The following is a 22441-nucleotide window of genomic DNA, read 5'->3' on the forward strand; positions in this document are numbered from 1 at the left end:
ATTAAAAATCACTTTCCGTTCCGGATATATCTTGTTCTGATTCAGCTTCAATATCTGCTAATAGTGCTTTTTCCGGATTTGCCAATAATTCTGAACGTAATTTTTGCTCCAAAACAGCAGCTTGATCAGGATTTTCAGCTAACCATTTCATTGCATTTGCTTTACCTTGACCAATTTTTTCGCCCTCATAAGAGAACCAAGCACCTGATTTATTTACCAACTTGTGTTTTACACCCAATTCAATAAGCTCACCATTTCTAGAAATACCTTCACCGTATAAAATTTGGAAGTCCACTTGTCGGAACGGAGGTGCTACTTTATTTTTAACCACTTTTACACGAGTTTCATTACCAATGACTTCATCGCCATTTTTGATACTACCAACACGACGAATATCAAGGCGAACAGAAGCATAGAATTTTAAAGCATTACCACCTGTCGTAGTTTCAGGATTGCCAAAAACGACACCAATTTTCATGCGAATTTGGTTGATAAAGACGACCAAACAATTTGAGTTTTTGATCTGACCTGTTAATTTACGTAATGCTTGCGACATAAGTCTTGCCTGCAAACCAACATGAGTATCACCCATTTCGCCTTCAATTTCTGCTTTAGGCGTTAAAGCGGCAACAGAGTCAACAATAACCACATCTACAGCACCGGAACGAACTAAGGCATCACAGATTTCCAGTGCCTGTTCACCATTGTCAGGTTGAGAAATTAATAATTCTTTAACATCAACACCTAATTTAGCAGCATAAATCGGATCAAGGGCGTGTTCCGCATCAATAAATGCACAGGTTTTCCCCGCTTTTTGTGCTTGAGCGATGACAGATAATGTTAAAGTAGTTTTACCTGAAGATTCAGGACCAAAAATTTCAACAATACGTCCCATTGGTAAGCCACCAATACCTAGAGCAACATCTAAACTAAGTGAACCGGTTGAAATTGCCTCGATATCCAGTTTTTGGGTGTCTCCTAATTTCATAATCGCACCTTTACCAAATTGTTTCTCAATTTGCCCTAGAGCGGCTTCAAGTGCTTTTGCTTTTTCTTCTGGGGTTGCCATTTTATACCTCAAGTAAATTATGTATCAGAATTTATGTACAATATTATACTGTATTCACATACAGTGCAATTTAAAATTTGATATTTTTAGAAATTTTGCGATCTAATCAGCAAAAAGAGAAAATTATTCCGTATTATTAATTAAATTTTCTAATTCTTCTTGCATGGAAAACCATGAAACTTCAACATCTTCAAGTGCTTTTTTAAGCTGAACCTGTTCATTTAAAAGTGCGGTGAGTTTTGTTTTATTTTCTGTTTGATAAAGCACTGTATCAGAAAGCAGCATTTCAATTTCTTGTAGTTTTTGTTGATATATTTGCATTTTGCGTTCAATATCGGCAATTTCTTTTCGTAATGGTGCACTCCGTTGACGCAGTTCAGCTTCTTTTCTTTTTTGTTCTTTGCGATGATTACTGGTGTTTTCGTTATTATTGATGATTTTTTCGTTGTGCTTCGGCGTGCTATTAATTTCATTTAGCCATTTTTGATAGTCTTCTAAATCGCCTGTAAATTCCTCAACTTGTTTATTATGAACCAAATAAAATTCTTCTACCGTATTACGCAGTAAATGGCGATCGTGGGAAACCACGATTAATGAACCTTGATAATCTATTAATGCTTCTGTCAAGGCTTGACGCATGTCTAAATCTAAATGGTTGGTCGGTTCGTCCAACAGGAGTAAATTTGGACGTTGCCAAACAATAATTGCTAGAACCAAGCGGGCTTTTTCACCGCCGGAAAAAGAAGAAACGGCTTGATTTACTTTGTCGCCATGGAACGCAAAACTGCCCAAGTAATCACGTAATTGTTGTTCTGTTTGTTGGGGAGCAATTTTTTGCATATGCCAGAGTGCGTTTTCTTCCGAACGTAGCGTATCCAATTGATGCTGTGCAAAATACCCTAATTGTACGCCTTTTGCTAATTGGATGTGGCCGGAAAGTGCGGTCAATTCTCCTGCCAATAATTTAATTAACGTAGATTTGCCCGCACCATTTTTACCGAGCAACCCGATACGAGATCCTGGTACTAAATTGAGCTTAATTTTTTGTAAAATTTCCACCGTACTTTCTCCATTGTCATAACCTGCACTGGCTTTTTCAATGGAAACCAAGGGATTGGGTAAAGCGAGCGGTTCACGAAATTTAAAGGTAAAAGGATTATCTACATAAGCAGGTGCAATAAGTTCCATTCGTTCTAAGGCTTTGACTCGACTTTGTGCTTGTTTGGCTTTAGTTGCTTTGGCTTTAAAGCGATCGATATATTTTTGTAGATGGTTTATTTTTTGTTGCTGTTGGCGATAAAGTGCGGTTTGTTGTGCTAATTTTGTTGCACGTTGCACTTCAAAGGAAGAATAATTGCCACTGTATTCATGCAGTTTATGTTGTTCAATATGAATGATCTTATTCACAATAGGATCAAGAAAATCACGGTCATGTGAAATTAAAATCAAGGTGCCTTGATATTGAATTAACCAACGTTCTAACCAAATGACAGCATCTAAGTCTAAATGGTTTGTCGGTTCGTCTAATAAGAGTAAATCAGAGCGACAAAGCAGGGCTTGTGCAAGGTTAAGACGCATACGCCAACCGCCCGAGAAAGATTTAACCGTTCTTGTTAAATCCTCTTGAGAAAACCCCAATCCATGTAAAAGAGAAGCCGCTCTCGCTTGAATTGTCCAAGCATCAATTGTGTCTAATTGTGCATGAATACGGGCAATATCATTGCCATGATTATTTTCGGTAGCAGTTGCTAAGGCCTTTTGTAATTTGCAATATTCACGATCGCCTTTGATAACATAATCTAACGCACTTATTTCTAAGGCGGGTGTTTCTTGATTTACCCAAGCCATTGCCCAGTGATTTGGAAAAGTTATATCACCTTCTTCAGCACTCATTTCTTTTTTGAGTAGTGCAAATAAAGAAGATTTACCACAACCGTTTTTTCCGACTAAGCCAACTTTTTGACCGGGGTTAATAGTGGCACAGGTATTTTCTAAGAGTAAGGTATTTCCACGTTTTAAAGTTAAATTTGTAAAAAGGATCATTAGATAAACTCACTATTGATTAATACCGATATCTCCACTCATAAATCGGAACATAATTAGAGGTGAAACCTGATGAGTTGAGCAAAGGTGAAGATCGTACACATAACTTGCAACGCTTAGATCGATCAACCGCAACATTGTCTTTAATCGTAACGATCTAAAAACGATTGTTTATACTCGAGTTAGTCGTTACGATCGGAAAGATGATTGGATTCGTAAAGTTCGAAGTGGAAAACTTTACAAAATATCCAATAATTCCACTTCAAATACCAACGTGCTGAACGGTGGAATTGATGCACCGGCACCACGTTCACCATAAGCCAAATGATGTGGAATAGTTAATTTCCATTTTGAACCTAGCGGCATCATAGATAATGCTTCAATCCAACCTGCAATTACGCCACTTACTGGAAATTCGGCTGGTTGCCCACGTTTGACTGAACTATCAAATACAGTGCCATCAATTAAAGTCCCTGTATAATGGACACGAACTTGATCTTGACGAGTTGGAATTGCCCCACTGCCTTCTACCAACACTTCATATTGCAAACCAGAGTCTGTTACTTTTACACTGTCTTTTTTCGCATTTTCTTCAAGGTATTTTTTACCTTCTTCTTCAATTTGCTTAAATTGTGCTTGTGCAATTTCGCTGGCTTGTTGCTGTAATTCCTGTAACGCTTTAGCAACTTCGTTTAATTCTAAAGCGGGCGGATTTTGATTCAATGCGTCATAAATCCCTTTTGCAACGGCTTCAGCTTTAACCGCTAATTTGCTATCGACTAATTGTTGACCGATTTGTAAACCGATACCATAACTACCTTGAGCTGAAACATCATCTAAGGCAACCTGTGCAAAAAATTGTTTTGTCATTGTTTTCCCTTTATTGTCGTTGAAAATTATTTCTTATAAGCCAATACTTCGCCTACACGTACAGGCACACCAACGTCCAAATGGTTTGCCAGTTCTACCTTATCCGCTTGGAATAGATTGATCACTGTTGAACCTAACTGGAATGCCCCCATTTCTTGTCCTTTACGTAATTGCACCGCACTTTCACCGCTATAAGTCCACTCTTTCACTTCAGCACTGCGTGGTGGATTAATTATTCCAGCCCAAACAGTACTCATACTGGCGGTAATAGTCGCACCGACTAAAATCTGCACCATAGTGCCGAATTCCGTATCAAAAACACAGATCACACGCTCATTACGAGCTAATAAATTAGGAATATGTTCATTTAAAAACGGATTGACCGAAAATAAATCGCCTGGCACATACATCATTTTACGTAAAGTAGCATCGCAAGGCATATGCACTCGATGATAATCTCGAGGAGAAAGATAGATTGTAGCAAATTCACCATGTTCAAATTCTTTAGCTAATTCAGTATCGCCAGCCAGCAGATCCACTAAGCTAAAACTATGTCCTTTTGCCTGCAACAAAGTTTGTTGCTCAATATGTCCACATTGACTAATTCGCCCGTCCGCAGGTAAACAAAGTGCGGTAGGATTTTCATCAATTTTTCTCGCATCAGCTTTTAACGGACGAATAAAAAATTCATTAAAACTTGCATAGTCCTTAAATTCTGTTTTCTCCGCCTCTTGCATATTTACATGATATTTTTTAGCAAAAAGTTTAATAATAAAATGCGTTACACTTCCCCATTTTTGTTTTGCCAGCCAGCCAGCTGCAAGAGTTAAATAAAGTTGTGGCATGACATATTGAAAAGCAATTTTCAAACGTTGCCAATAAGTCGGTTGTTTTTTTTCAGCATTATACATAACAGGTTTCCTTGTAAAAATTGGACGAGGATTATAACAAGTTATTGGTGTAATGTAACCAGCAGAAGAGTTATTGTTTGTCGTAGAGGGGCGGTTTTAATCTAAAGTTAATAAATAGACGTTAATTATGAATTGGTTAAGTCAAGCCTATTATTGGTGTATAATGGATTTTAATAAGCAGAGAGGGAGATATAATATGTGTACGATTATGCAGAAAGAAGTGAATTTCTGGCAGTAATTGAGCGTTTAATTAAATGGAAACTCAAAGATTAATAACATAGATAAGAGAATCAATTATGCATATCCTGTTGCAAAAATATTATAATTATTTACGCATTGAACGACAACTCAGTCCATATACTCTCATAAATTATCAGCGTCAATTGGAAAAAATTGTAGCGATTTTACAACAAAACGATATTCAATCTTGGCAGCAAGTAACACCAAGTGTTGTTCGTTTTGTATTAGCACAAAGTCGCAAAGAAGGATTACATGAAAGAAGTTTAGCGTTGCGTTTATCTGCTTTACGACAATTTCTAAATTATTTGGTTGTACAAGGTGAATTAAAAGTTAATTCAGCCGTTGGTATTTCTGCACCTAAGCAAAGTAAATATTTACCGAAAAATATGGATATGGAACAGGTGCAACAATTATTGACTAATGAAAGCAAAGAACCCATCGATCTTCGTGATAAAGCGATGATGGAGTTGATGTACAGTTCAGGTTTGCGTTTATCAGAATTACAAAGTTTGAATTTGAATAGTATTAATATTCGCTCTCGTGAAGTGCGTGTCATCGGGAAAGGAAATAAAGAGCGGATTTTACCCTTTGGACGTTATGCTTCTCAAGCTATCCAACAATGGCTGAAAGTGCGGTTGTTATTTAATCCGAAAGATGAGGCGTTGTTTGTCAGTCAATTAGGCAATCGTATTTCTCATCGTTCCATTCAAAAACGTATGGAAACTTGGGGTATTCGACAAGGCTTGAATGGGCATCTCAACCCACATAAATTACGCCATTCTTTTGCTACCCATATGCTGGAAAACAGCTCGGATCTACGTGCGGTACAAGAATTATTAGGGCATAGTAATTTATCCACAACCCAGATTTATACCCACTTGGATTTTCAACACTTGGCACAAGTTTACGACAAAGCACACCCTCGAGCCAAACGTAAAAAATAGTTGGAAGCAGGCAAATTCAAACGAAATATTACCGCACTTGATGGACGTTCAAGCACAATTTGACAGGTTACCTTGCTCAACAACAATGCCAACATTATTAGCTTGTGCTATCGCTTTAGGTTTACTTAATTTTATTTTTACCCAAGAAATATTAAATTTTACTCTTAATTGCTCTGCAACTTCGTAAGCTACTCGCTCAATTAACAAAAATGGGCGAGATTGAACATAATTCAATATAAACTCACTCACTTCCGCATAATTTAAGCAATATTTTACATCATCTGTTTGTGCGGCTCGGCGACAATCCCACGCCATTTCAATATCAAAAATGAGCTTTTGCTTGATTTGCTGTTCCCAATCATAAACACCAATTTGAGCAAGTGCGGTCAATCCTTCAATAAATATTTTGTCTGTCATTATAACTCCGATGAACGAAATTCCATTAGGCTTATACTATCAAGTTTATGTACAATAGACGAACGAAAATTTTCTGTTCCAGCGATAGGGAGTTGATGATGAGTTTGTTTGCGATTATTTATATGTTATTCACTTATTTGTTAGGGTCAATTTCGAGTGATGTTGTGATTTGTCGGTTTACCGAGCGAAACGATGCTCGTGTAACAAACTCAAATGTATTACAAAAAGGGGGGTATCGGCTTGTTTTGGCAGTTTTTCTATGTGATGTCTTAAAGGGTATGTTGCCAGTTTGGGTAGGCTATTATTTAGGGTTAACTTACTTTGAATTAGGCATGGTAGCACTCGCCGCTTGTTTAGGTCATATTTTTCCTATTTTCTTTAAATTTAGTGGGGGAAAAGGGGTGGCGACCGCATTTGGTGCTATCGCCCCCATCGCTTGGGGTGTCGCCGGCTCAATGCTTGGTACTTGGCTTTTAATCTTTCTCTTTAGTGGCTATGTTGCATTAAGTACGGTCGTAACTGCATTAATATTGCCTTTCTATGTATGGTGGTTTAAACCAGAATTTACTTTTCCCGTTGCATTAGTTTGTTGTTTGTTAGTTTATCGTCATCATGAAAATATCCAACGTTTATGGCGAGGACAAGAAGATAAAATTTGGTCTAAATTTAAAAAGTAACGTTACATTTGCTTGCTTAAAAATTTAAATAGAAATCTTGGGTTAAGGTTTTAAATTCTGTACTGTATTGATTGTTCCGATCATAAATAACCAACTGACTTTCCTCACATTTCCGTTCTTCTCGGCTAAAACTAAGTAATAAACGCTGTGGAGTTTTACCTGCTTTAGTGATGATTTTACATTCTCTAATACAAAAAAGACCGCACTTTTTTTGTAAACTTTTTCCTTCTTCAAATGGCAAAATCAAGTGAATTTCACCCGTTAGGTTTAATAGTTTTTCGGCGGCGTTTAGCCAATCCAAGTGGCTTTGCGTTAAGGTATAGCGAGCTAGATTGCGTTGTTTACTGGCACAATTAATACCTTGCTTAAAATAAGGTGGATTCGCCGTAATGACATCAAATTTATGCTCACAATCTTGTGCAAAAACAATAATATCTTGTTGAAAAATCTTGATTTTATTTGCCCAAGGGCTTTGTTGGATATTGTCTTTTGCTTGCAAATAAGCCTGCGGATCCAATTCAACTGCACTAATGTGACAATGTTCAGGGCTACGTTGAGCCAACATCAACGCAATGAGTCCTGTACCTGTACCTAAATCAAGCAACGTATTTGCTTGATTTATATTTGCCCATGCACCCAATAAAATCCCATCAGTCCCCACTTTCATTGCACATTGATCTTGATTAATGTGAAATTGTTTAAACGTAAACTCTTGCTTTTTTGCCATAAATATCCTGAAAAATGACCGCACTTTAAGAACAAAGTGCGGTATAATTTGCCACAAATTTTTTTGAATACCAATTCTTTAATGTGGATAAATATGACATCAACGCAATTTGAAGACTTCGATCTTGCCCCTCAATTACTAAAAGCCCTTGCCCAAAAAGGCTATTCTCGACCCACAGTCATTCAACTTGATGCTATTCCTGCCATCATGGAAGCGAGAGATGTTTTAGGTTCTGCACCGACAGGGACAGGAAAAACAGCGGCATTTTTGTTACCTGCTCTTCAGCATTTGTTAGATTATCCACGTCGTAAACCCGGCCCTCCTCGAATTTTAGTTCTTACGCCAACACGTGAGCTGGCTATGCAAGTTGCTGAACAAGCGGAAGAGTTGGCTCAATTTACTCATTTAAGTATTGCGACGATTACTGGTGGTGTGGCTTATCAAAATCATGGTGAAGTGTTTAATAAAAACCAAGATATTGTTGTTGCTACACCGGGACGCTTACTGCAATATATTAAAGAAGAAAACTTTGATTGTAGAGCCGTTGAAATACTCATTTTTGACGAGGCGGATCGTATGTTGCAAATGGGGTTTGGTCAATATGCAGAAGAAATTGCGGCAGAAACTCGTTGGCGTCGGCAAACCTTGTTGTTTTCCGCTACGCTTGAAGGTGAGTTATTAATGGATTTTGCCTCTCGCTTACTGAAAGATCCGGTGCAATTTAATGCGGAGCCAAGTCGTCGTGAACGTAAAAAAATTAATCAATGGTATTATCATGCAGATAGCAATGAACATAAAATTAAACTCCTTGCACGTTTTATTGAAAATGAACAAGTAAGTCGTGGTATTGTATTTGTTCGTCGTCGTGAAAACGTGCGTGAATTGTCTGAAATTTTACGCAAACGTGGTATTCGCAGCACTTATCTAGAAGGTGAAATGGCACAAACTCAGCGTACTAAGGCTATTGATAAACTGAAAAATGATGTGGTTACTGTGTTAGTTGCTACCGATGTTGCAGCTCGTGGCATTGATATTGATGATGTCAGTCATGTCATGAATTTTGATTTACCTTATAACGCCGATACTTATTTGCATCGTGTCGGACGTACCGCAAGAGCAGGCAAAAAAGGTACCGCAGTATCTTTTGTTGAAGCACATGACTATAAATTATTAGGTAAAATAAAACGTTATACAGGAGAGTTGCTAAAACCTCGAATTATAGAAGGATTAGAGCCAAGAACTAATCCACCCAAAGATGGTGAGATAAAAACGGTGAGTAAAAAGCAAAAGAACCGAGCCAAAACTAAGTTGGAAGAGAATAAAAAAGCAGTGCAGAAGAAAAAACAAAAACTTCGCCATAAAGACATAAAAAACATTGGCAAACGTCGTAAGCCAAGTGCAAAAGTCGCTGAATAAACCAACGATATATCCCCTTGAATTAAGGGGATTATGTTATTGATAGCTCAAAGGTAAAATTTCCAATTCACTTTCATCAACAGGTAATCTAAATCGTTGATTTTCTTCCAATTGGTTACTCATAACGACTTGCAAATATAAAATACCGTTAAGATTGACCGCACTTAAAATACATCCTGTTTTACGCCAAGCATGTTCTAATTGCATTTCAATTTCAGTACCAATTTCTACAAGTGCGGCAGTTTTGGCTTGCAATAAATACATGGCACGTTTATTTATCCCTCGATATTTGGCTCGAGCTATAGTTTCTTGTCCAATATAACAACCTTTTTGGAAAGAAATAGCTTGTTCGATTTCTTGTAAATTCAGTGCTTGTGGAATAAATTCTCCTTGTCCGATTATTGTTAAAATTGGAAAGCCTTGCTGCATATCCAAGTAATCCCAATATTGTGTATCTTGCGTATATTCAAGGCTCATTTTTTGTTCCCAACATAAAATCTGGCGATTACCCAAATCAATGCGAATTTGTGGTGAAATAGCACCGCACTCTTTCAGATCCTGATCAAGCATGCCCACAATAGTCCAATTTTTTTCACTAAAAGTCACTTGAGAAAAAACCGCATATTTTTTTAATTGAGCTAAGCCATGATTGAGTAAATCTTGGCGGATTAAGAGATAAAATTGTTGTTCTGCATGACGAATCAGACGGAAAAGAGAATTGACTTTACCTTTCGGATCGCAATGTGCGGTTAATGTGGATTGACCGATTGCCAACTTTGTTACATCACAGGTTAATTGTCCTTGTAAAAATTTTTCGGCATCAACGCCTTCTACATAAATTAAACCATATTGCTTAAGATTAATTAACATTTTTGTCCTTATTCAAGATTTTGGATTTGTTCACGCATTTGTTCAATTAAGACCTTTAATTCAACCGCTGATGAGGTAATATCGGCGTTAATAGATTTAGACGCAAGCGTATTACTTTCACGATTAAGTTCTTGCATCATAAAATCAAGTTTACGCCCGACAGCCCCGCCTTTGTGCAAAATAGCGTATGTTTCTTTTACATGTAATTGCAACCGATCCAGCTCTTCAGCTATATCAATACGTTGTGCCAATAGCACCATTTCTTGTTCAATACGTTGTGTATCTGCTTGTAATTGAATTTCATCAAAACGTTGTTGCAAACGATCTCGTTGCCATTGCAATATTTCCGGCATAAAAGACCGCACTTTTTGTGTCTCAACGGAAATTGCCATAAGGCGTTGTTCAATTAATTTTTGAACTTTTTCTCCCTCACGAGCTCGTGTTGCAATAAACTCCACAAGCAAATCATCAAAGGCTTGCAACAAATCTTCGATGATACTGTCCAAGTCCTGTTCCGGCGTTTCCACTACACCGGGGTAGCGTAAAATATCCATCAGATTGATTTCACCCTCTCCGGCTTGTGCTTTTATATATTGCAAAGATTGAATAACCTGTTTGGCGAACTTTTGATTAAGATTTAAGTTGAGTGCGGTTTGTTTTTTAGTGTCAATACGCAAGCTACATTCGATTTTACCTCGAGCCAGTTTTTGCCGTAATTTTTCACGCAAAGTATTTTCCAATCCTCGAAATTGCTCCGGTAAACGAAAAAAGGTTTCTAAATAACGTTGATTGACCGAGCGAATTTCCCATACGGCATCCCCCCATTCTTTTTTAATTTCAACACGAGCAAAGGCAGTCATACTGTAAATCATATTTTTATATCCTCACTTTTATATTAATTTACCGGTGCTATTGTACTGTTAAATTTCTTTTATGTCAGTTTGCATGATAAAATTGCAAAAATTTTTTAACTTCATTCAAAGGAATATGTCATGCGTCCAAATGCGAGAGCAATCAATCAACCCCGTCCAATAAAAATTACTCGTCATTACACTAAACATGCTGAAGGTTCGGTATTAGTTGAATTCGGTGAAACCAAAGTGATTTGTACAGCGACGGTTGAAGATAGTGTACCACGTTTTTTAAAAGGGCAAGGAAAAGGTTGGGTTACTGCAGAATATGGTATGCTTCCACGCTCAACCCATAGCCGTATGCAACGTGAAGCGGCTAAGGGTAAACAAGGCGGTAGAACGATGGAAATTCAACGTTTAATTGCACGCTCATTACGTGCTATGGTAGATTTGGAGGCTTTAGGTGAGCGTGCAATCACATTGGACTGCGATGTTATTCAAGCGGACGGAGGTACGAGAACAGCATCAATCACGGGGGCTTGTGTAGCTTTAATTGATGCAATTAATTTTTTGTTGCAAAACGGTACGTTGACAACTAATCCGATAAAGGGATTAGTTGCTGCCATTTCTGTTGGTATTGTCAACGGTGAAACGGTGTGTGATTTAGAATATGTGGAAGATAGCATTGCCGAAACAGATATGAATGTGGTGATGATGGAAGATGGACGTATGATTGAAGTACAAGGAACAGCAGAAGGCGAACCGTTTAGCCATGCAGAACTTCTTACCCTATTAGATTTAGCCAAACAAGGTTGTGAACAACTTTTTGTGGCACAACGTGTTGCATTAGCGGAATAAAGATAGTTTGTGCAAGATAAAAAATCTACAATATACATTATACATTTTTACAATGTAAGAATATCGCAATGAAAATGGTGTGGAAATACAGGGGTTAAAATGAATTTTCTCGGAAAAATAATCGGTTTTATTTTTGGTTGGCGTTTTGGTGGTTTTTTTGGTGCTGTTGTCGGCCTAATTCTAGGACACCTTGCCGATAAGAAACTGTATGAATTAGGAAGTGTAAATTCCAGCTTTTTTAAAAATAAACTCACTCGTCAATCGCTCTTTATGCAAACTACTTTTGCCGTATTAGGACATTTGACCAAAGCAAAGGGTAGGGTGACCGAAGATGATATTGCCCTTGCAACAAGCCTAATGCAGCAATTAAATCTGGATGATGCAGGCAGACGTTTAGCACAAGAAGCATTTAATCGTGGTAAGCAAACTGATTTTCCTCTCCGTCAAGTTATTCGAGAGTTTCGTTTAGGTTGTGGACAACGAGCGGATTTGTTGCGTATCTTTTTGAGTATTCAAGTCAAAGCTGCTTTTATGGATAATGAATTGCAAGGTGCGGAAAAAAGTGTCTTACAAATTGTAGCAGAAGAGCTAGGGTTATCTCGTTTCCAATTTGAGCAAATACTTGCGATGGAATTAGCTGCTCGACACTTTAGTCGTGGCGGTTTTTATCAACAAAGTCGTACTTACCAACAGGGAAGTTATCATCAATATCAAGAGCAAGGACAATATCAAAACAGCTATCATCAATCAGGCCCAACGTTAGATGATGCTTACAAAGTGCTTGGTGTATCAGGAAATGATAATCAACAAACTGTAAAACGTGCTTATCGTCGTTTAATGAATGAAAATCATCCTGATAAGTTGGTTTCTAAAGGATTACCTCCTGAAATGTTGGAAATGGCAAAAGAAAAAGCCCAACAAATTCAAGCGGCGTATGATTTAATTTGTAAATCGAAGGGTTGGAAATAACTTAATGCGAGTTTTTTTAGCACCTATGCAAGGTGTGCTTGATCCTTTTGTACGTCAACTATTAACAGAGGTTAATCAATATGATCTCTGTATTTCTGAATTTGTTAGAGTAGTTGATCAGCGTCTTCCCAACAAAGTTTTTTATCGTTTATGCCCTGAACTTCACCATCAGGGCTTTACTTTGTCTGGTACGCCTGTTCGTGTACAACTTTTGGGGCAATATCCGCAATGGCTTGCTGAAAATGCCCAAAGAGCCGTTGAATTAGGTTCTCAGGGCATAGATTTGAATTGTGGTTGTCCGTCGAAAGCTGTCAATGGAAGTAATGGAGGTGCTTCATTGTTGAAACAACCGGAACTCATTTACCAAGCAACAAAAGCTATTCGTCAAGCTGTTCCAATGGAACAGCCTGTTAGCGTAAAAGTGCGGTTGGGTTGGGATAATGTTGATCAGGTTTTTGAAATTGCCGATGCGGTACAGCAAGGCGGAGCAACGGAAATAACGATTCATGGACGAACTAAAAGCGACGGTTATCGTGCTGATCGGATTAATTGGTATAAAATTGCTGAAGTCAGAAAAAAATTACGAATTCCAGTTATTGCCAATGGTGAAATTTGGCATTGGCAAGATGGGCAAAATTGTTTAGCCATTACTGGTTGCCAAGATTTAATGATTGGACGAGGGGCTTTAAATATTCCTAATTTAAGTTATGTAATAAAATTCAATGCGGAAAAATTAGATTGGCAACAAGGTGTTATGCCGATGTTGCATAAATATGCTCATGTTGAAAATGAATTTGACAAAGGGTTCTATCATATTGCAAGAATTAAACAATGGCTACAATACCTGAAAAAAGAGTATCCTCAAGCTGGCACACTTTTTGAGCGAATTAAAAGCTGTCAAAGTGCGGCGGAATTACGGCATAAAATACAATAAAAATGGCGTGTAATTTACGTTACACGCCATTTTTCAACCAATGTATTTATTTTACACGAGAAACATATTCACCTGAACGGGTATCAACTTTAATCACTTCGCCAATTTGTACAAATAGAGGTACTTTCACTACCGCACCTGTACTTAATGTTGCCGGTTTGCCTCCAGTTCCCGCTGTATCACCTTTTAAGCCAGGATCGGTTTCAACAACTTCCAACTCAACGAAATTAGGCGGTGTAATCGTTATAGGTGCACCATTCCATAAGGTTACAATACAATCTGCTTGATCCAGCAACCATTTTTCCGCATCACCTACCGCTTTGGCATCAGCAGAGTATTGTTCAAAGGTTTCAGGATGCATAAAATACCAAAACGCTTCATCTTTATAGGAGTAAGTCAGGTTTAAGTCCATTACATCTGCCGCTTCAACTGATGTACCAGATTTAAAGTTGACATCCAATACTTTGCCTGAAATTAATTTACGGATACGGGTGCGAGTGAACGCTTGCCCTTTACCCGGTTTAACAAATTCATTTTCAATAATAACGCAAGGCTCACCGTCCTGCATAAATTTTAGACCTGGTTTAAAATCACTGGTAGTATATGTAGCCATATCATCCTCAAATTAAAAGAGATTGTTTTTAACAAATGCGTATTCTAACCCAAAATAGCATAAATAGAGAAGAAGAAAATTGGACTGATTACCTCGCAAAGGCAATTTCCGATCCTATAGAATTACTTAATTGTTTAGAGTTACCGATTGAATCGTTTCAGTATGACATTGCGGCACGTCAATTATTTCCATTGCGTGTTCCTTTCCCATTTGTTAAAAAAATGGAAAAAGGTAACCCAAATGATCCGCTCTTTTTACAAGTGATGGCTTCACAGCATGAATTTTTGCCGATGGCAGGATTTACCAAAGATCCTTTGGAAGAACAACATAACAGTGTTCCCAATATTTTGCATAAATACCATAACCGGTTGTTATTAATAGTAAAAAACAGTTGTGCCGTCAACTGTCGTTATTGTTTCCGCCGTCATTTCCCTTATGCGGAAAATAAAGGAAATAAACAAAGTTGGGTAAAATCGCTGGATTATATTGCCGCACATGCTGAAATTGAAGAAGTTATTTTTTCGGGGGGAGATCCTTTGATGGCTAAAGATCATGAGTTAGCATGGTTAATAAAAGAGCTTGAAAATATACCGCACTTACATACCTTGCGTATTCATACTCGCTTGCCGGTTGTTATTCCGCAACGCATTACTGATGAACTTTGTCGGATATTGAGTGAAAGTCGTTTTCAAAAAGTCATTGTTACTCATATTAATCACCCCAATGAAATTGATGAAATATTAGCCTGTGCAATGAAAAAATTAAAACATGCGAATGTAACCTTACTTAATCAATCTGTGGTGTTAAAAAATATCAACGATAATGCACACATTTTAAAAAAATTAAGTGATAAATTATTCAGTATCGGCATTCTTCCGTATTATTTACATTTATTAGATAAAGTTGAGGGAGCAAGTCATTTTTATCTTGATGATGAAAGTGCGGCCGCTATTTACAAAGAATTACAACGCATTAGTTCGGGCTATCTCGTACCGAAACTTGCTCGTGAAATTGCTCATGAGCCGAATAAAACGTTGTATTCGGCATAGGAAAAAGAATGAAGATCCTTTAAAATACATAAAAATTTTACCGCACTTTATGTGCTTCTTTAAACATAACTTTCTGACTCATCAAGGGACTATCATGACAGCTGAACAAAATAAAATCGACACCTCTGGACAAGCTTCTATACAAAAAGAATTGGAGCTTGATCTGGATCCTATGGAGCCGATACTTCCGAAAAAAAATCTTGCACCTAAACAAACTTTATTGGAAAAAGCCAAACGTATTTTCAAGAGAGCGGATAAGCAAAATAGAGTTGATAAAGCAGAAGTGAGTACACATAAAGAAGTAATATCCGCTAGTGATGATGAACAACGTCCAATAATCACGGAAACACAAGAGCAACAAATAAGCCAAGCAATAGACCCGACTATATCTGAAGTGCCTGTTAAGACACAAAAAGAACTGAAAAAACCGGAAAATTGGACTATGTTAGGTGTGTTACCGCCTAAATATCGCCGTATTTTTATTGCATTATTAGTTGTCGTCATTATTTTATTAATTATTTCTTGGTTAAAACCGGATGATAATATAGAGCAATATTTTGAACAATCAACAGGCAATAGTATTCCGACACAATTTCAGCCTTTAGATCATTCTCAACCGGTTGAACCGAGCATTTTAGAGCAACTGAAGAATCCTCAACCAAAAAGTGAAAATATCACACAGAATGATCAGGAAAAAAATATGCCTGTACAAGCGTTGCAGGTAGAAAATGAACCCCAAAATATAGCTATACCGATAAATTCAACACCTAGTAAGGCGGACAGTCCAGTAGTGGAAACAAGCAAGCGACCAAGTATTAAAGTTGAGGAAGCAACATCTCAACCTATAGCACCAATGGAAGAAGTGAAAATTGTTGAGAAAAACGAGCCAAATAAAAAGGCAGAAAAACAGGTGAAAGCAGAGCAGAAAGGCGTGCCTGTTGTTGATGCGAAACCGGCTAATGTGAATAAAGTAACAAATTCACAGAAAACCGCTCTACAAAAAAATGCACAGACTAAAACCCTTGTTATTCCGCAAGGAACATCACTGATGCAAGTATTCCGCAACAACAATTTGAATATTGCCGATGTCAATGCAATGACGAAAGCAAGTGGGGCCGGTAATACATTAAGTAGTTTCAAAGCGGGTGATAAAGTACAAGTATCCTTAAATAAGCAAGGGCGTGTCAATGAATTGCGTCTATCCAATGGTGCGAGGTTTATCCGCCAAGCCGATGGAAGTTATCAATTTAAAAAATAATGATATTAAGCAAAACGGCGTAATTTTCAGTTACGCCGTTTGATTGTCAAGCTAACATTTTTTCTATTTATAACCGCTCTTTTTCTCCACCGAATTCATCCAACAAATTTTCCGTTAATTTGGCAAGAATGCCTGTCATTAAAACAAAATCCGCATCAAATCGTTGTGCAAAATCTTCTTTTGAAATATCGTCATTTTGTTCACGAATTTGATCGGCAAATTTTAAGCGTTTTAAACTGGCATCTTCGTTGAGAGTAAAACTTAAATGTTCTTCCCAGTTGAGGGATAAGTTTGTGATATATTTGCCGGAATTTAACAATCCGATCATTTCTTCACTGTCCAAAACTTGTTGTTTGCAACGAATAACGGCTTGATCTTGGCTTCCTTTTAATTCCGCCTCTTCCAATACAGTCAACCATTGAGGTGAGTTTTCCTTAACCCAATTTGTCATCACCAAACTTGGCTCATTAGCAAATGCAAGTGGCACAACAGGTAAAGATCCTAACGATTTTCTTAATAAAGCCAAACAGTCTTCCGCTCGTTTAGTTGAGGCGGTATCAATGTAAATAAGGTTATTTTCCGTATCAATCCACAACGCAGTATGTTGGTTTTTACTGAATGCACGAGGCAATAACGTAGCGACAATATCATCTTTTAACGCTTGTTTTTCGATTTTTTTCAGTTTGCGATTTTCTTTTTGCTCAAGTTGTTCAATCCGTTCTTCCAGCTCACGGTTAATCACTTGTGCAGGCAAAATCTTTTCTTCTTTGTGAGCAACTAACAAGAGTTGTTTTCCAACACAAAAAGAGAGAGATTCACTTTCACGCAAAGGATTGTGCCAACCGAACCGGCTCATGTCTGATTGTTGGCAGGGAGAATATGCACATTGTTGTAACTGTGATTGTAAATTTTCTACCGACCAATCAAGAGATTTAGTTAAACGGTAAATTAAGGCATTTTTAAACCAAAACATTGTTCTTCCTCAAGGTTTTTCATGTAAAATAAGCACTATTGTAACTTATTCGAGATGAAAATATGCAACATAAATTGATTAGCTTTATTGGTGGAGGAAATATGGCACAAGCCATTGTTTTGGGATTATTAAAACAAGGCTATCCTGCACATTACATTCGTGTTTGTGATCCGAACCAATTTCGCCGTGATTTATTTATTGCGCAAGGTACGCAAGTAAGTAGCAACAATGTCGAGGCAATACAGGATGCGGATGTAGTTTTACTTGCCGTGAAACCACAAATTATGGCGGAAGTTTGTGTACCGTTAAGTGCGGTTGATTTTTCAGATAAGTTAGTGATTTCCATTGCGGCGGGGATTTCTACCGTAAGATTGACCGCACTTTTACCCAGTGCGAAAAGTATTATTCGTGTTATGCCAAATACGCCTGCACTTGTTTCAGCAGGTATGGCAGGTTTATTTGCGACACCGCAGGTTTCGGTAAACTTAAAACAGTTTGCACAAGATTTATTAAGTGCGATGGGGGAAATTTGTTGGCTTGAACAAGAACAAGATATGCACGCCGTTACTGCCGGTTCAGGAAGTAGTCCCGCTTATTTCTTTTTATTTATGGAAGCCATGCAACAGGCATTAATTGAAATGAATTTAGATCCGAAAACTGCTCGCTTATTAGTGCAACAATCAGCATTAGGTGCAGCGAAAATGGTGATCGAAAATCCACAAATCGCTTTATCGGAACTAAGGGAAAATGTTACTTCAAAAGGGGGAACAACAGCGTCCGCTTTAGCGGTATTTAATGAACAAAATGTGACGCAAATAACCAAACAGGCAATGCTGGCTTGTGTTAAACGTTCACAAGAAATGGAGAGTTTATTTTAAATGAGAGTTTCACCATTCAGCTGGATTGCAATTTGTTTGTTTGGCTATTTTTTTGCTTACGGCGTGTTTGTTCCCTATTTTCCCGTGTGGTTAAAATCACAGTCCTATAATGAAACCACAATTGGGTTAATTTTAGCCGGAGCTTACTTTTTTCGTGCATTAGGCGGAATTTGGGTTTCCTCTTTGGTTAAACGTCCCTCACAACTTATTAGCGGCTTGCGTTATTTAGCTTGGGCAACTTGTGTCTTGATGTTTGTCGCCGGTTTTATGGCACCGCACTTTTGGCTACTTTGTATCTTAATCGGACTGTTTTCGATGGCAAGTTCCGGAGGATTGCCATTAATGGACACGCTTTCTACCACTTGGCAACAGCAACAAGGTTTAGATTACGGTAAAGCACGTATGATCGGTTCTATTGCCTTTGCTGCCGGTGTGGTGATTTTCGGCTATGTGATAGAAATGATTAATGCGACAAATATTGTATGGATGTTGACCGCACTTTTATTCATTTATGCAATAGGGCAAATGGCAATTCCAACTTATCCGCCACTCGATCATATTGAATCCACACAACAAGAAAATAATGAAACGGAAAAAACGGATTTTAGCTTCATACAATTATTAAAAAACAAAGTTACACTACGTTTGCTTATTGCGATTTCACTTATTCATGGTTCTCATGCTGCCTATTATTCTTACAGCGTGTTATATTGGCAAGAAGAACTTCATATTCCGCTTCAAGTTATTGGGGGGCTTTGGGCATTAAGTATCGTGGCGGAAATTGTCCTCTTCTTCTTTTCATCAAAATGGTTTCGACACTGGAAAGTCAGCACATTATTTTATCTTTCTGCGTTAGGTGCAGTGGTGCGTTGGGGCGGTTTAAGTTTTGCGGACAATTTGGGTATTGTTATCTTTATCCAACTTTTACATAGTATCACTTTTGCGACCAGTCATTATGCCATTATCCGCTATATTTCCACACAACCTCATCAAGCGATGGCTAAATTACAGGGCTTATATAACAGTTTTTCCGCCTGTATTGCAGTCGGTTTATTAGCGGGACTTTCCAGTCTTATTTATCCCATCTCACCGTTTTATACATTCTTAACTATGATGTTGATTGCGGCACTGGCGATCCCTATTATTCCGAGAAATATCAATGCCTTTCGTCAAAGTATCATCACTCGAGTGAAATCATGAAAGACAACGCATTAATTGATCTTTTTTTAAATGAACTTTGGTTAGAAAAAGGATTATCCGAGAATACCGTGCAATCTTATCGCTTGGATCTGACCGCACTTTCGCAATGGCTGGAGCCTCAGGGGTTGAGTTTAGAAACCCTTGATGTGGTAGATTTACAAACATTCTTAGGCGAGCGTTTGACACAAGGTTATAAAGCAACAAGTATTGCTAGAATGTTAAGTGCATTACGCAAACTTTTTCAATATTTGTATCGAGAAAAATACCGTTCGGATGATCCAAGTGCGGTGTTAAGTTCACCTAAATTACCGAGCCGTTTGCCTAAATATCTGACGGAACAACAAGTAACGGACTTACTCAACACACCCAATACAGAAATTCCGTTGGAATTAAGAGATAAGGCAATGTTGGAAATGTTGTATGCAACCGGATTACGTGTAACGGAATTGGTGAGTTTAAGTCTTGATAGTATCAATATCAATCAGGGTGTTGTGCGAGTTATCGGGAAAGGGAAGAAAGAACGTATTGTGCCGATGGGAGAGGAAGCAAACTATTGGCTTCGTCAATTTATCCTATATGGCAGATCCTTTCTCTTGGCAGGGCAGAGTTCCGATGTTGTTTTTCCAAGCCGTCGGGGAACTCAAATGACACGCCAAACGTTTTGGCATAGGGTAAAATATTATGCAATATTGGCTGAAATTGATACTTCTGCACTTTCTCCCCACGTCTTACGTCATGCTTTTGCTACGCATTTAGTTAATCATGGTGCCGATTTGCGTGTGGTACAAATGTTACTGGGACATAGCGATTTGTCCACTACACAAATTTATACACATGTGGCTAAAGAGCGGTTAAAAATTTTACACGAAAGATTTCATCCAAGAGGATAAATTTTTTTATATTTTTTTGTACACCTGTATCGTATAATGCTCCGTTAGTTTAAAAAGACAAAGTTAAACTATTTAAAAAAATTCATTTCTTTGATACATAAGGAGTTTTTATGAAATACAAACTATCTTTAGCAATTCTGTCAATACTGCCCGCACTTTCCCATGCGGGGGGGGGTAATTTCAACTTTTACGGCAAAGCAGGAATCGATTTAACCTCTCGTTTTGAAACAATGGTTCTCAGAACAGAACAAAATAATTACGTCCCGAGTATTCCTGCAAGTTCAAGACAAAATACCTTCTCGCCAAGTATCTTTTTTGAAACTACCTACACTATTTTACCGCAAACAGAAATCGGTTTGGGACTGGGCTATATCAAACGCAAAGGCTTCGATCATTCTGCCAGTTGGCATTTTGAGAAGGATGTAGATAAAAAAACATGGAAACCTGACAATAAAAACTTTACCGACATCGAAAAATATAGAATTTACCGTTATTCTTCCCTACCAATTTATCTCATCTTGAAACAGAATTATGCGTTTAATGCAAACAGCAAATTTTATCTAAAAGGGAATATAGGTTATTCAATCAATAAAATGCCTAATACAAAGTATGCTCATTATTCAAATGATAGTCAACCAGAGATTCAGAAAACACAAATTGGCGATCCTATTTATAAAATGAAAGCAAAAAACGGGCTGTATTTAGGGTTGGGTATCGGGATTGAATATAAATCTTTCTTAGCGGAAATTGGTTATTACCATACCCATGCAACTGTCAGTTACAAAAACAAAAATACCCAATATCCACAATATTCCTACAACAACGATGCCATACGTTTAACCCTTGGGGTGAAATTCTAGAAAATGAAAAGCGACTAACTGCGGTTAGTTAGTCGCTTTTATAGAAAATTTTTATATTTTTTTGTACACCTGTATCGTATAATGCTCCGTTAGTTTAAAAAGACAAAGTTAAACTATTTTAAAAAATTTATTTCTTTGATACATAAGGAGTTTTTATGAAATACAAACTATCTTTAGTGCTTTTGTCAATACTGCCCGCACTTTCCCATGCGGGGGGGGTAATTTCAACTTTTACGGCAAAGCGGGAATCGATTTAACCTCTCGTTTTGAAACCATGCAACTCAGAACATATCTGAACAATGACGTACCGAGCATTCCAGCCAGCTCAAGACAAAACACCTTTTCACCAAGTATCTTTTTTGAAACCACTTACACTATTTTACCGCAAACGGAAATCGGTCTAGGATTAGGCTATATCAAACGAAAAGGCTTCGATCATTCTGCCAGTTGGCATGTACATACTGATGGAGAATGGGCAGCTAGTGGGGACAATACTGCTGTTGAGTACTATAAAATAAATCGCTATTCTTCCCTGCCGATTTATTTTACGCTAAAACAAAATTATGCCTTTAATGCAAACAGCAAATTTTATCTAAAAGGGGATATAGGTTATTCAATTAATAAAATTGCTGACACCAAACATAAGAAATACACAAATATTGACAATGAAAAAGTCTTCGCACTAAGTGAGCAAAATCTACGTAAAATGAAAGCAAGAAACGGGCTTTATTTAGGTTTAGCCATTGGACTTGAATATAAATCGTTCTTAGCAGAAATCGGGTATTATCATACCCACGCTGCGGTTAATTATAAAACTAAACCTTACAAAAGCAAAGCAGAAGGCTACTATGCTTGGCATTCTTACAACAACGATGCTATACGTTTAACCCTTGGGTTTAAATTCTAAAAAATAAAAACGTGATT

Annotated in this window: 23 protein-coding genes; 13 read left to right on the forward strand and 10 right to left on the reverse strand. The window is 37.6% G+C overall.

Translation table 11 applies throughout. The features are described 5' to 3' along the window. Position 1 precedes the first annotated feature (1 nt). The 4 genes from recA to asd all read right to left on the reverse strand — a co-directional run bounded on the left by recA (position 2) and on the right by asd (position 4893). On the reverse strand, positions 2 to 1069 hold the full coding sequence (gene recA, locus HNR69_RS06750) for a recombinase RecA (protein ID WP_075293444.1): 1068 nt from the start codon (positions 1067 to 1069) through the stop codon (positions 2 to 4). 123 nt (positions 1070 to 1192) lie between these two features. After that, positions 1193 to 3112, reverse strand: a complete 1920-nt coding sequence (locus tag HNR69_RS06755) for an ABC transporter ATP-binding protein (RefSeq protein ID WP_075293445.1) — start codon at positions 3110 to 3112, stop codon at positions 1193 to 1195. Between the two features lie 237 nt (positions 3113 to 3349). Further along, entirely contained in the window at positions 3350 to 3982 is a 633-nt protein-coding gene (gene bamJ / locus HNR69_RS06760) for a BamJ family beta-barrel-assembly machinery protein (RefSeq protein ID WP_012341178.1), read from the reverse strand. Positions 3983 to 4008: 26 nt separating this feature from the next. Further along, complete coding sequence (gene asd, locus HNR69_RS06765; protein ID WP_075293446.1) at positions 4009 to 4893, reverse strand: archaetidylserine decarboxylase; 885 nt, start codon at positions 4891 to 4893, stop codon at positions 4009 to 4011. A 296-nt stretch (positions 4894 to 5189) separates the two neighbouring features. Here asd and xerC point away from each other — a divergent pair, with 296 nt between their 5' ends. Next, positions 5190 to 6077, forward strand: a complete 888-nt coding sequence (gene xerC, locus HNR69_RS06770) for a tyrosine recombinase XerC (protein ID WP_075293447.1) — start codon at positions 5190 to 5192, stop codon at positions 6075 to 6077. Between the two features lie 48 nt (positions 6078 to 6125). On the opposite strand, the gene folB is transcribed toward xerC, so the two are convergent. Next, positions 6126 to 6494 carry a dihydroneopterin aldolase gene (gene folB / locus HNR69_RS06775; RefSeq protein ID WP_012341182.1) on the reverse strand — a complete coding sequence of 123 codons (369 nt, stop codon included), beginning with the start codon at positions 6492 to 6494 and terminating at the stop codon, positions 6126 to 6128. A gap of 98 nt (positions 6495 to 6592) precedes the next feature. Between folB and plsY the strand changes: the two genes are divergently transcribed. Next, positions 6593 to 7171 (forward strand): glycerol-3-phosphate 1-O-acyltransferase PlsY, encoded by a 579-nt coding sequence (gene plsY / locus HNR69_RS06780; RefSeq protein ID WP_041604983.1) that lies wholly within the window; start codon positions 6593 to 6595, stop codon positions 7169 to 7171. Positions 7172 to 7187: 16 nt separating this feature from the next. Here plsY and HNR69_RS06785 read toward each other — a convergent pair whose 3' ends face one another. After that, positions 7188 to 7898, reverse strand: coding sequence for a tRNA1(Val) (adenine(37)-N6)-methyltransferase (locus HNR69_RS06785; RefSeq protein ID WP_075293448.1), 711 nt, complete (start codon positions 7896 to 7898; stop codon positions 7188 to 7190). Positions 7899 to 7991: 93 nt separating this feature from the next. On the opposite strand from HNR69_RS06785, the gene srmB reads away from it, so the two are divergent. Further along, a complete protein-coding gene (gene srmB, locus HNR69_RS06790; protein WP_041604985.1) occupies positions 7992 to 9314 on the forward strand; it encodes an ATP-dependent RNA helicase SrmB in 1323 nt (440 codons plus the stop codon). Positions 9315 to 9350: 36 nt separating this feature from the next. On the opposite strand, the gene ygfZ is transcribed toward srmB, so the two are convergent. Both ygfZ and HNR69_RS06800 read right to left on the reverse strand, forming a co-directional pair. After that, positions 9351 to 10184 carry a CAF17-like 4Fe-4S cluster assembly/insertion protein YgfZ gene (gene ygfZ / locus HNR69_RS06795; RefSeq protein WP_012341186.1) on the reverse strand — a complete coding sequence of 278 codons (834 nt, stop codon included), beginning with the start codon at positions 10182 to 10184 and terminating at the stop codon, positions 9351 to 9353. Between the two features lie 8 nt (positions 10185 to 10192). After that, complete coding sequence (locus HNR69_RS06800) at positions 10193 to 11056, reverse strand: YicC/YloC family endoribonuclease (protein WP_075293449.1); 864 nt, start codon at positions 11054 to 11056, stop codon at positions 10193 to 10195. Positions 11057 to 11176: 120 nt separating this feature from the next. Here HNR69_RS06800 and rph point away from each other — a divergent pair, with 120 nt between their 5' ends. From rph to dusC, 3 genes are all read left to right on the forward strand, one after another. Then, positions 11177 to 11893 carry a ribonuclease PH gene (gene rph, locus HNR69_RS06805; protein WP_012341187.1) on the forward strand — a complete coding sequence of 239 codons (717 nt, stop codon included), beginning with the start codon at positions 11177 to 11179 and terminating at the stop codon, positions 11891 to 11893. Positions 11894 to 11992: 99 nt separating this feature from the next. Continuing rightward, positions 11993 to 12862 (forward strand): co-chaperone DjlA, encoded by an 870-nt coding sequence (gene djlA, locus HNR69_RS06810; RefSeq protein ID WP_011609445.1) that lies wholly within the window; start codon positions 11993 to 11995, stop codon positions 12860 to 12862. A 4-nt stretch (positions 12863 to 12866) separates the two neighbouring features. Continuing rightward, the gene (gene dusC / locus HNR69_RS06815; protein ID WP_011609444.1) at positions 12867 to 13796 is read left to right on the forward strand and encodes a tRNA dihydrouridine(16) synthase DusC; all 930 of its coding nucleotides are present in this window, start codon (positions 12867 to 12869) and stop codon (positions 13794 to 13796) included. A gap of 46 nt (positions 13797 to 13842) precedes the next feature. Here dusC and efp read toward each other — a convergent pair whose 3' ends face one another. Next, complete coding sequence (gene efp, locus HNR69_RS06820; RefSeq protein ID WP_011609443.1) at positions 13843 to 14409, reverse strand: elongation factor P; 567 nt, start codon at positions 14407 to 14409, stop codon at positions 13843 to 13845. Positions 14410 to 14444: 35 nt separating this feature from the next. Here efp and epmB point away from each other — a divergent pair, with 35 nt between their 5' ends. Continuing rightward, positions 14445 to 15458 carry an EF-P beta-lysylation protein EpmB gene (gene epmB, locus HNR69_RS06825; RefSeq protein ID WP_012341189.1) on the forward strand — a complete coding sequence of 338 codons (1014 nt, stop codon included), beginning with the start codon at positions 14445 to 14447 and terminating at the stop codon, positions 15456 to 15458. 94 nt (positions 15459 to 15552) lie between these two features. Further along, the gene (locus HNR69_RS06830; RefSeq protein ID WP_075293451.1) at positions 15553 to 16716 is read left to right on the forward strand and encodes a LysM-like peptidoglycan-binding domain-containing protein; all 1164 of its coding nucleotides are present in this window, start codon (positions 15553 to 15555) and stop codon (positions 16714 to 16716) included. Positions 16717 to 16783: 67 nt separating this feature from the next. On the opposite strand, the gene rdgC is transcribed toward HNR69_RS06830, so the two are convergent. Beyond that, a complete protein-coding gene (rdgC, locus tag HNR69_RS06835; RefSeq protein WP_075293452.1) occupies positions 16784 to 17689 on the reverse strand; it encodes a recombination-associated protein RdgC in 906 nt (301 codons plus the stop codon). Between the two features lie 62 nt (positions 17690 to 17751). Between rdgC and proC the strand changes: the two genes are divergently transcribed. The 5 genes from proC (at position 17752) to HNR69_RS06860 (ending at position 22424) form a co-directional block, all read left to right on the forward strand. After that, positions 17752 to 18567 carry a pyrroline-5-carboxylate reductase gene (gene proC / locus HNR69_RS06840; protein WP_075293453.1) on the forward strand — a complete coding sequence of 272 codons (816 nt, stop codon included), beginning with the start codon at positions 17752 to 17754 and terminating at the stop codon, positions 18565 to 18567. Continuing rightward, positions 18568 to 19767, forward strand: a complete 1200-nt coding sequence (locus HNR69_RS06845; RefSeq protein ID WP_075293454.1) for a 3-phenylpropionate MFS transporter — start codon at positions 18568 to 18570, stop codon at positions 19765 to 19767. Beyond that, positions 19764 to 20657: a site-specific tyrosine recombinase XerD gene (gene xerD / locus HNR69_RS06850; protein ID WP_075293455.1), complete on the forward strand. Its 894-nt coding sequence runs from the start codon at positions 19764 to 19766 to the stop codon at positions 20655 to 20657. The genes HNR69_RS06845 and xerD overlap by 4 nt, the downstream gene beginning before the upstream one ends. Before the next feature lie 110 nt (positions 20658 to 20767). Continuing rightward, positions 20768 to 21517 carry an outer membrane beta-barrel protein gene (locus HNR69_RS06855; RefSeq protein WP_075293456.1) on the forward strand — a complete coding sequence of 250 codons (750 nt, stop codon included), beginning with the start codon at positions 20768 to 20770 and terminating at the stop codon, positions 21515 to 21517. A gap of 274 nt (positions 21518 to 21791) precedes the next feature. Continuing rightward, on the forward strand, positions 21792 to 22424 hold the full coding sequence (locus tag HNR69_RS06860) for a hypothetical protein (protein WP_136122138.1): 633 nt from the start codon (positions 21792 to 21794) through the stop codon (positions 22422 to 22424). Positions 22425 to 22441 lie beyond the last annotated feature (17 nt).

The organism is Histophilus somni (genome assembly GCF_014202395.1).
Lineage (GTDB): Bacteria > Pseudomonadota > Gammaproteobacteria > Enterobacterales > Pasteurellaceae > Histophilus > Histophilus somni.

Coding starts and splice junctions, on each gene's coding strand:
- asd (WP_075293446.1), bottom strand. CDS start 4,893: ATGTATAATGCTGAAAAAAAACAACCGACTTATTGGCAACGTTTGAAA.
- HNR69_RS06845 (WP_075293454.1), top strand. CDS start 18,568: ATGAGAGTTTCACCATTCAGCTGGATTGCAATTTGTTTGTTTGGCTAT.
- dusC (WP_011609444.1), top strand. CDS start 12,867: ATGCGAGTTTTTTTAGCACCTATGCAAGGTGTGCTTGATCCTTTTGTA.
- epmB (WP_012341189.1), top strand. CDS start 14,445: ATGCGTATTCTAACCCAAAATAGCATAAATAGAGAAGAAGAAAATTGG.
- HNR69_RS06855 (WP_075293456.1), top strand. CDS start 20,768: ATGAAATACAAACTATCTTTAGCAATTCTGTCAATACTGCCCGCACTT.
- HNR69_RS06800 (WP_075293449.1), bottom strand. CDS start 11,056: ATGATTTACAGTATGACTGCCTTTGCTCGTGTTGAAATTAAAAAAGAA.
- HNR69_RS06785 (WP_075293448.1), bottom strand. CDS start 7,898: ATGGCAAAAAAGCAAGAGTTTACGTTTAAACAATTTCACATTAATCAA.
- rph (WP_012341187.1), top strand. CDS start 11,177: ATGCGTCCAAATGCGAGAGCAATCAATCAACCCCGTCCAATAAAAATT.
- djlA (WP_011609445.1), top strand. CDS start 11,993: ATGAATTTTCTCGGAAAAATAATCGGTTTTATTTTTGGTTGGCGTTTT.
- HNR69_RS06830 (WP_075293451.1), top strand. CDS start 15,553: ATGACAGCTGAACAAAATAAAATCGACACCTCTGGACAAGCTTCTATA.
- rdgC (WP_075293452.1), bottom strand. CDS start 17,689: ATGTTTTGGTTTAAAAATGCCTTAATTTACCGTTTAACTAAATCTCTT.
- bamJ (WP_012341178.1), bottom strand. CDS start 3,982: ATGACAAAACAATTTTTTGCACAGGTTGCCTTAGATGATGTTTCAGCT.
- HNR69_RS06755 (WP_075293445.1), bottom strand. CDS start 3,112: ATGATCCTTTTTACAAATTTAACTTTAAAACGTGGAAATACCTTACTC.
- HNR69_RS06860 (WP_136122138.1), top strand. CDS start 21,792: ATGCAACTCAGAACATATCTGAACAATGACGTACCGAGCATTCCAGCC.
- srmB (WP_041604985.1), top strand. CDS start 7,992: ATGACATCAACGCAATTTGAAGACTTCGATCTTGCCCCTCAATTACTA.
- ygfZ (WP_012341186.1), bottom strand. CDS start 10,184: ATGTTAATTAATCTTAAGCAATATGGTTTAATTTATGTAGAAGGCGTT.
- plsY (WP_041604983.1), top strand. CDS start 6,593: ATGAGTTTGTTTGCGATTATTTATATGTTATTCACTTATTTGTTAGGG.
- proC (WP_075293453.1), top strand. CDS start 17,752: ATGCAACATAAATTGATTAGCTTTATTGGTGGAGGAAATATGGCACAA.
- xerD (WP_075293455.1), top strand. CDS start 19,764: ATGAAAGACAACGCATTAATTGATCTTTTTTTAAATGAACTTTGGTTA.
- xerC (WP_075293447.1), top strand. CDS start 5,190: ATGCATATCCTGTTGCAAAAATATTATAATTATTTACGCATTGAACGA.
- recA (WP_075293444.1), bottom strand. CDS start 1,069: ATGGCAACCCCAGAAGAAAAAGCAAAAGCACTTGAAGCCGCTCTAGGG.
- folB (WP_012341182.1), bottom strand. CDS start 6,494: ATGACAGACAAAATATTTATTGAAGGATTGACCGCACTTGCTCAAATT.
- efp (WP_011609443.1), bottom strand. CDS start 14,409: ATGGCTACATATACTACCAGTGATTTTAAACCAGGTCTAAAATTTATG.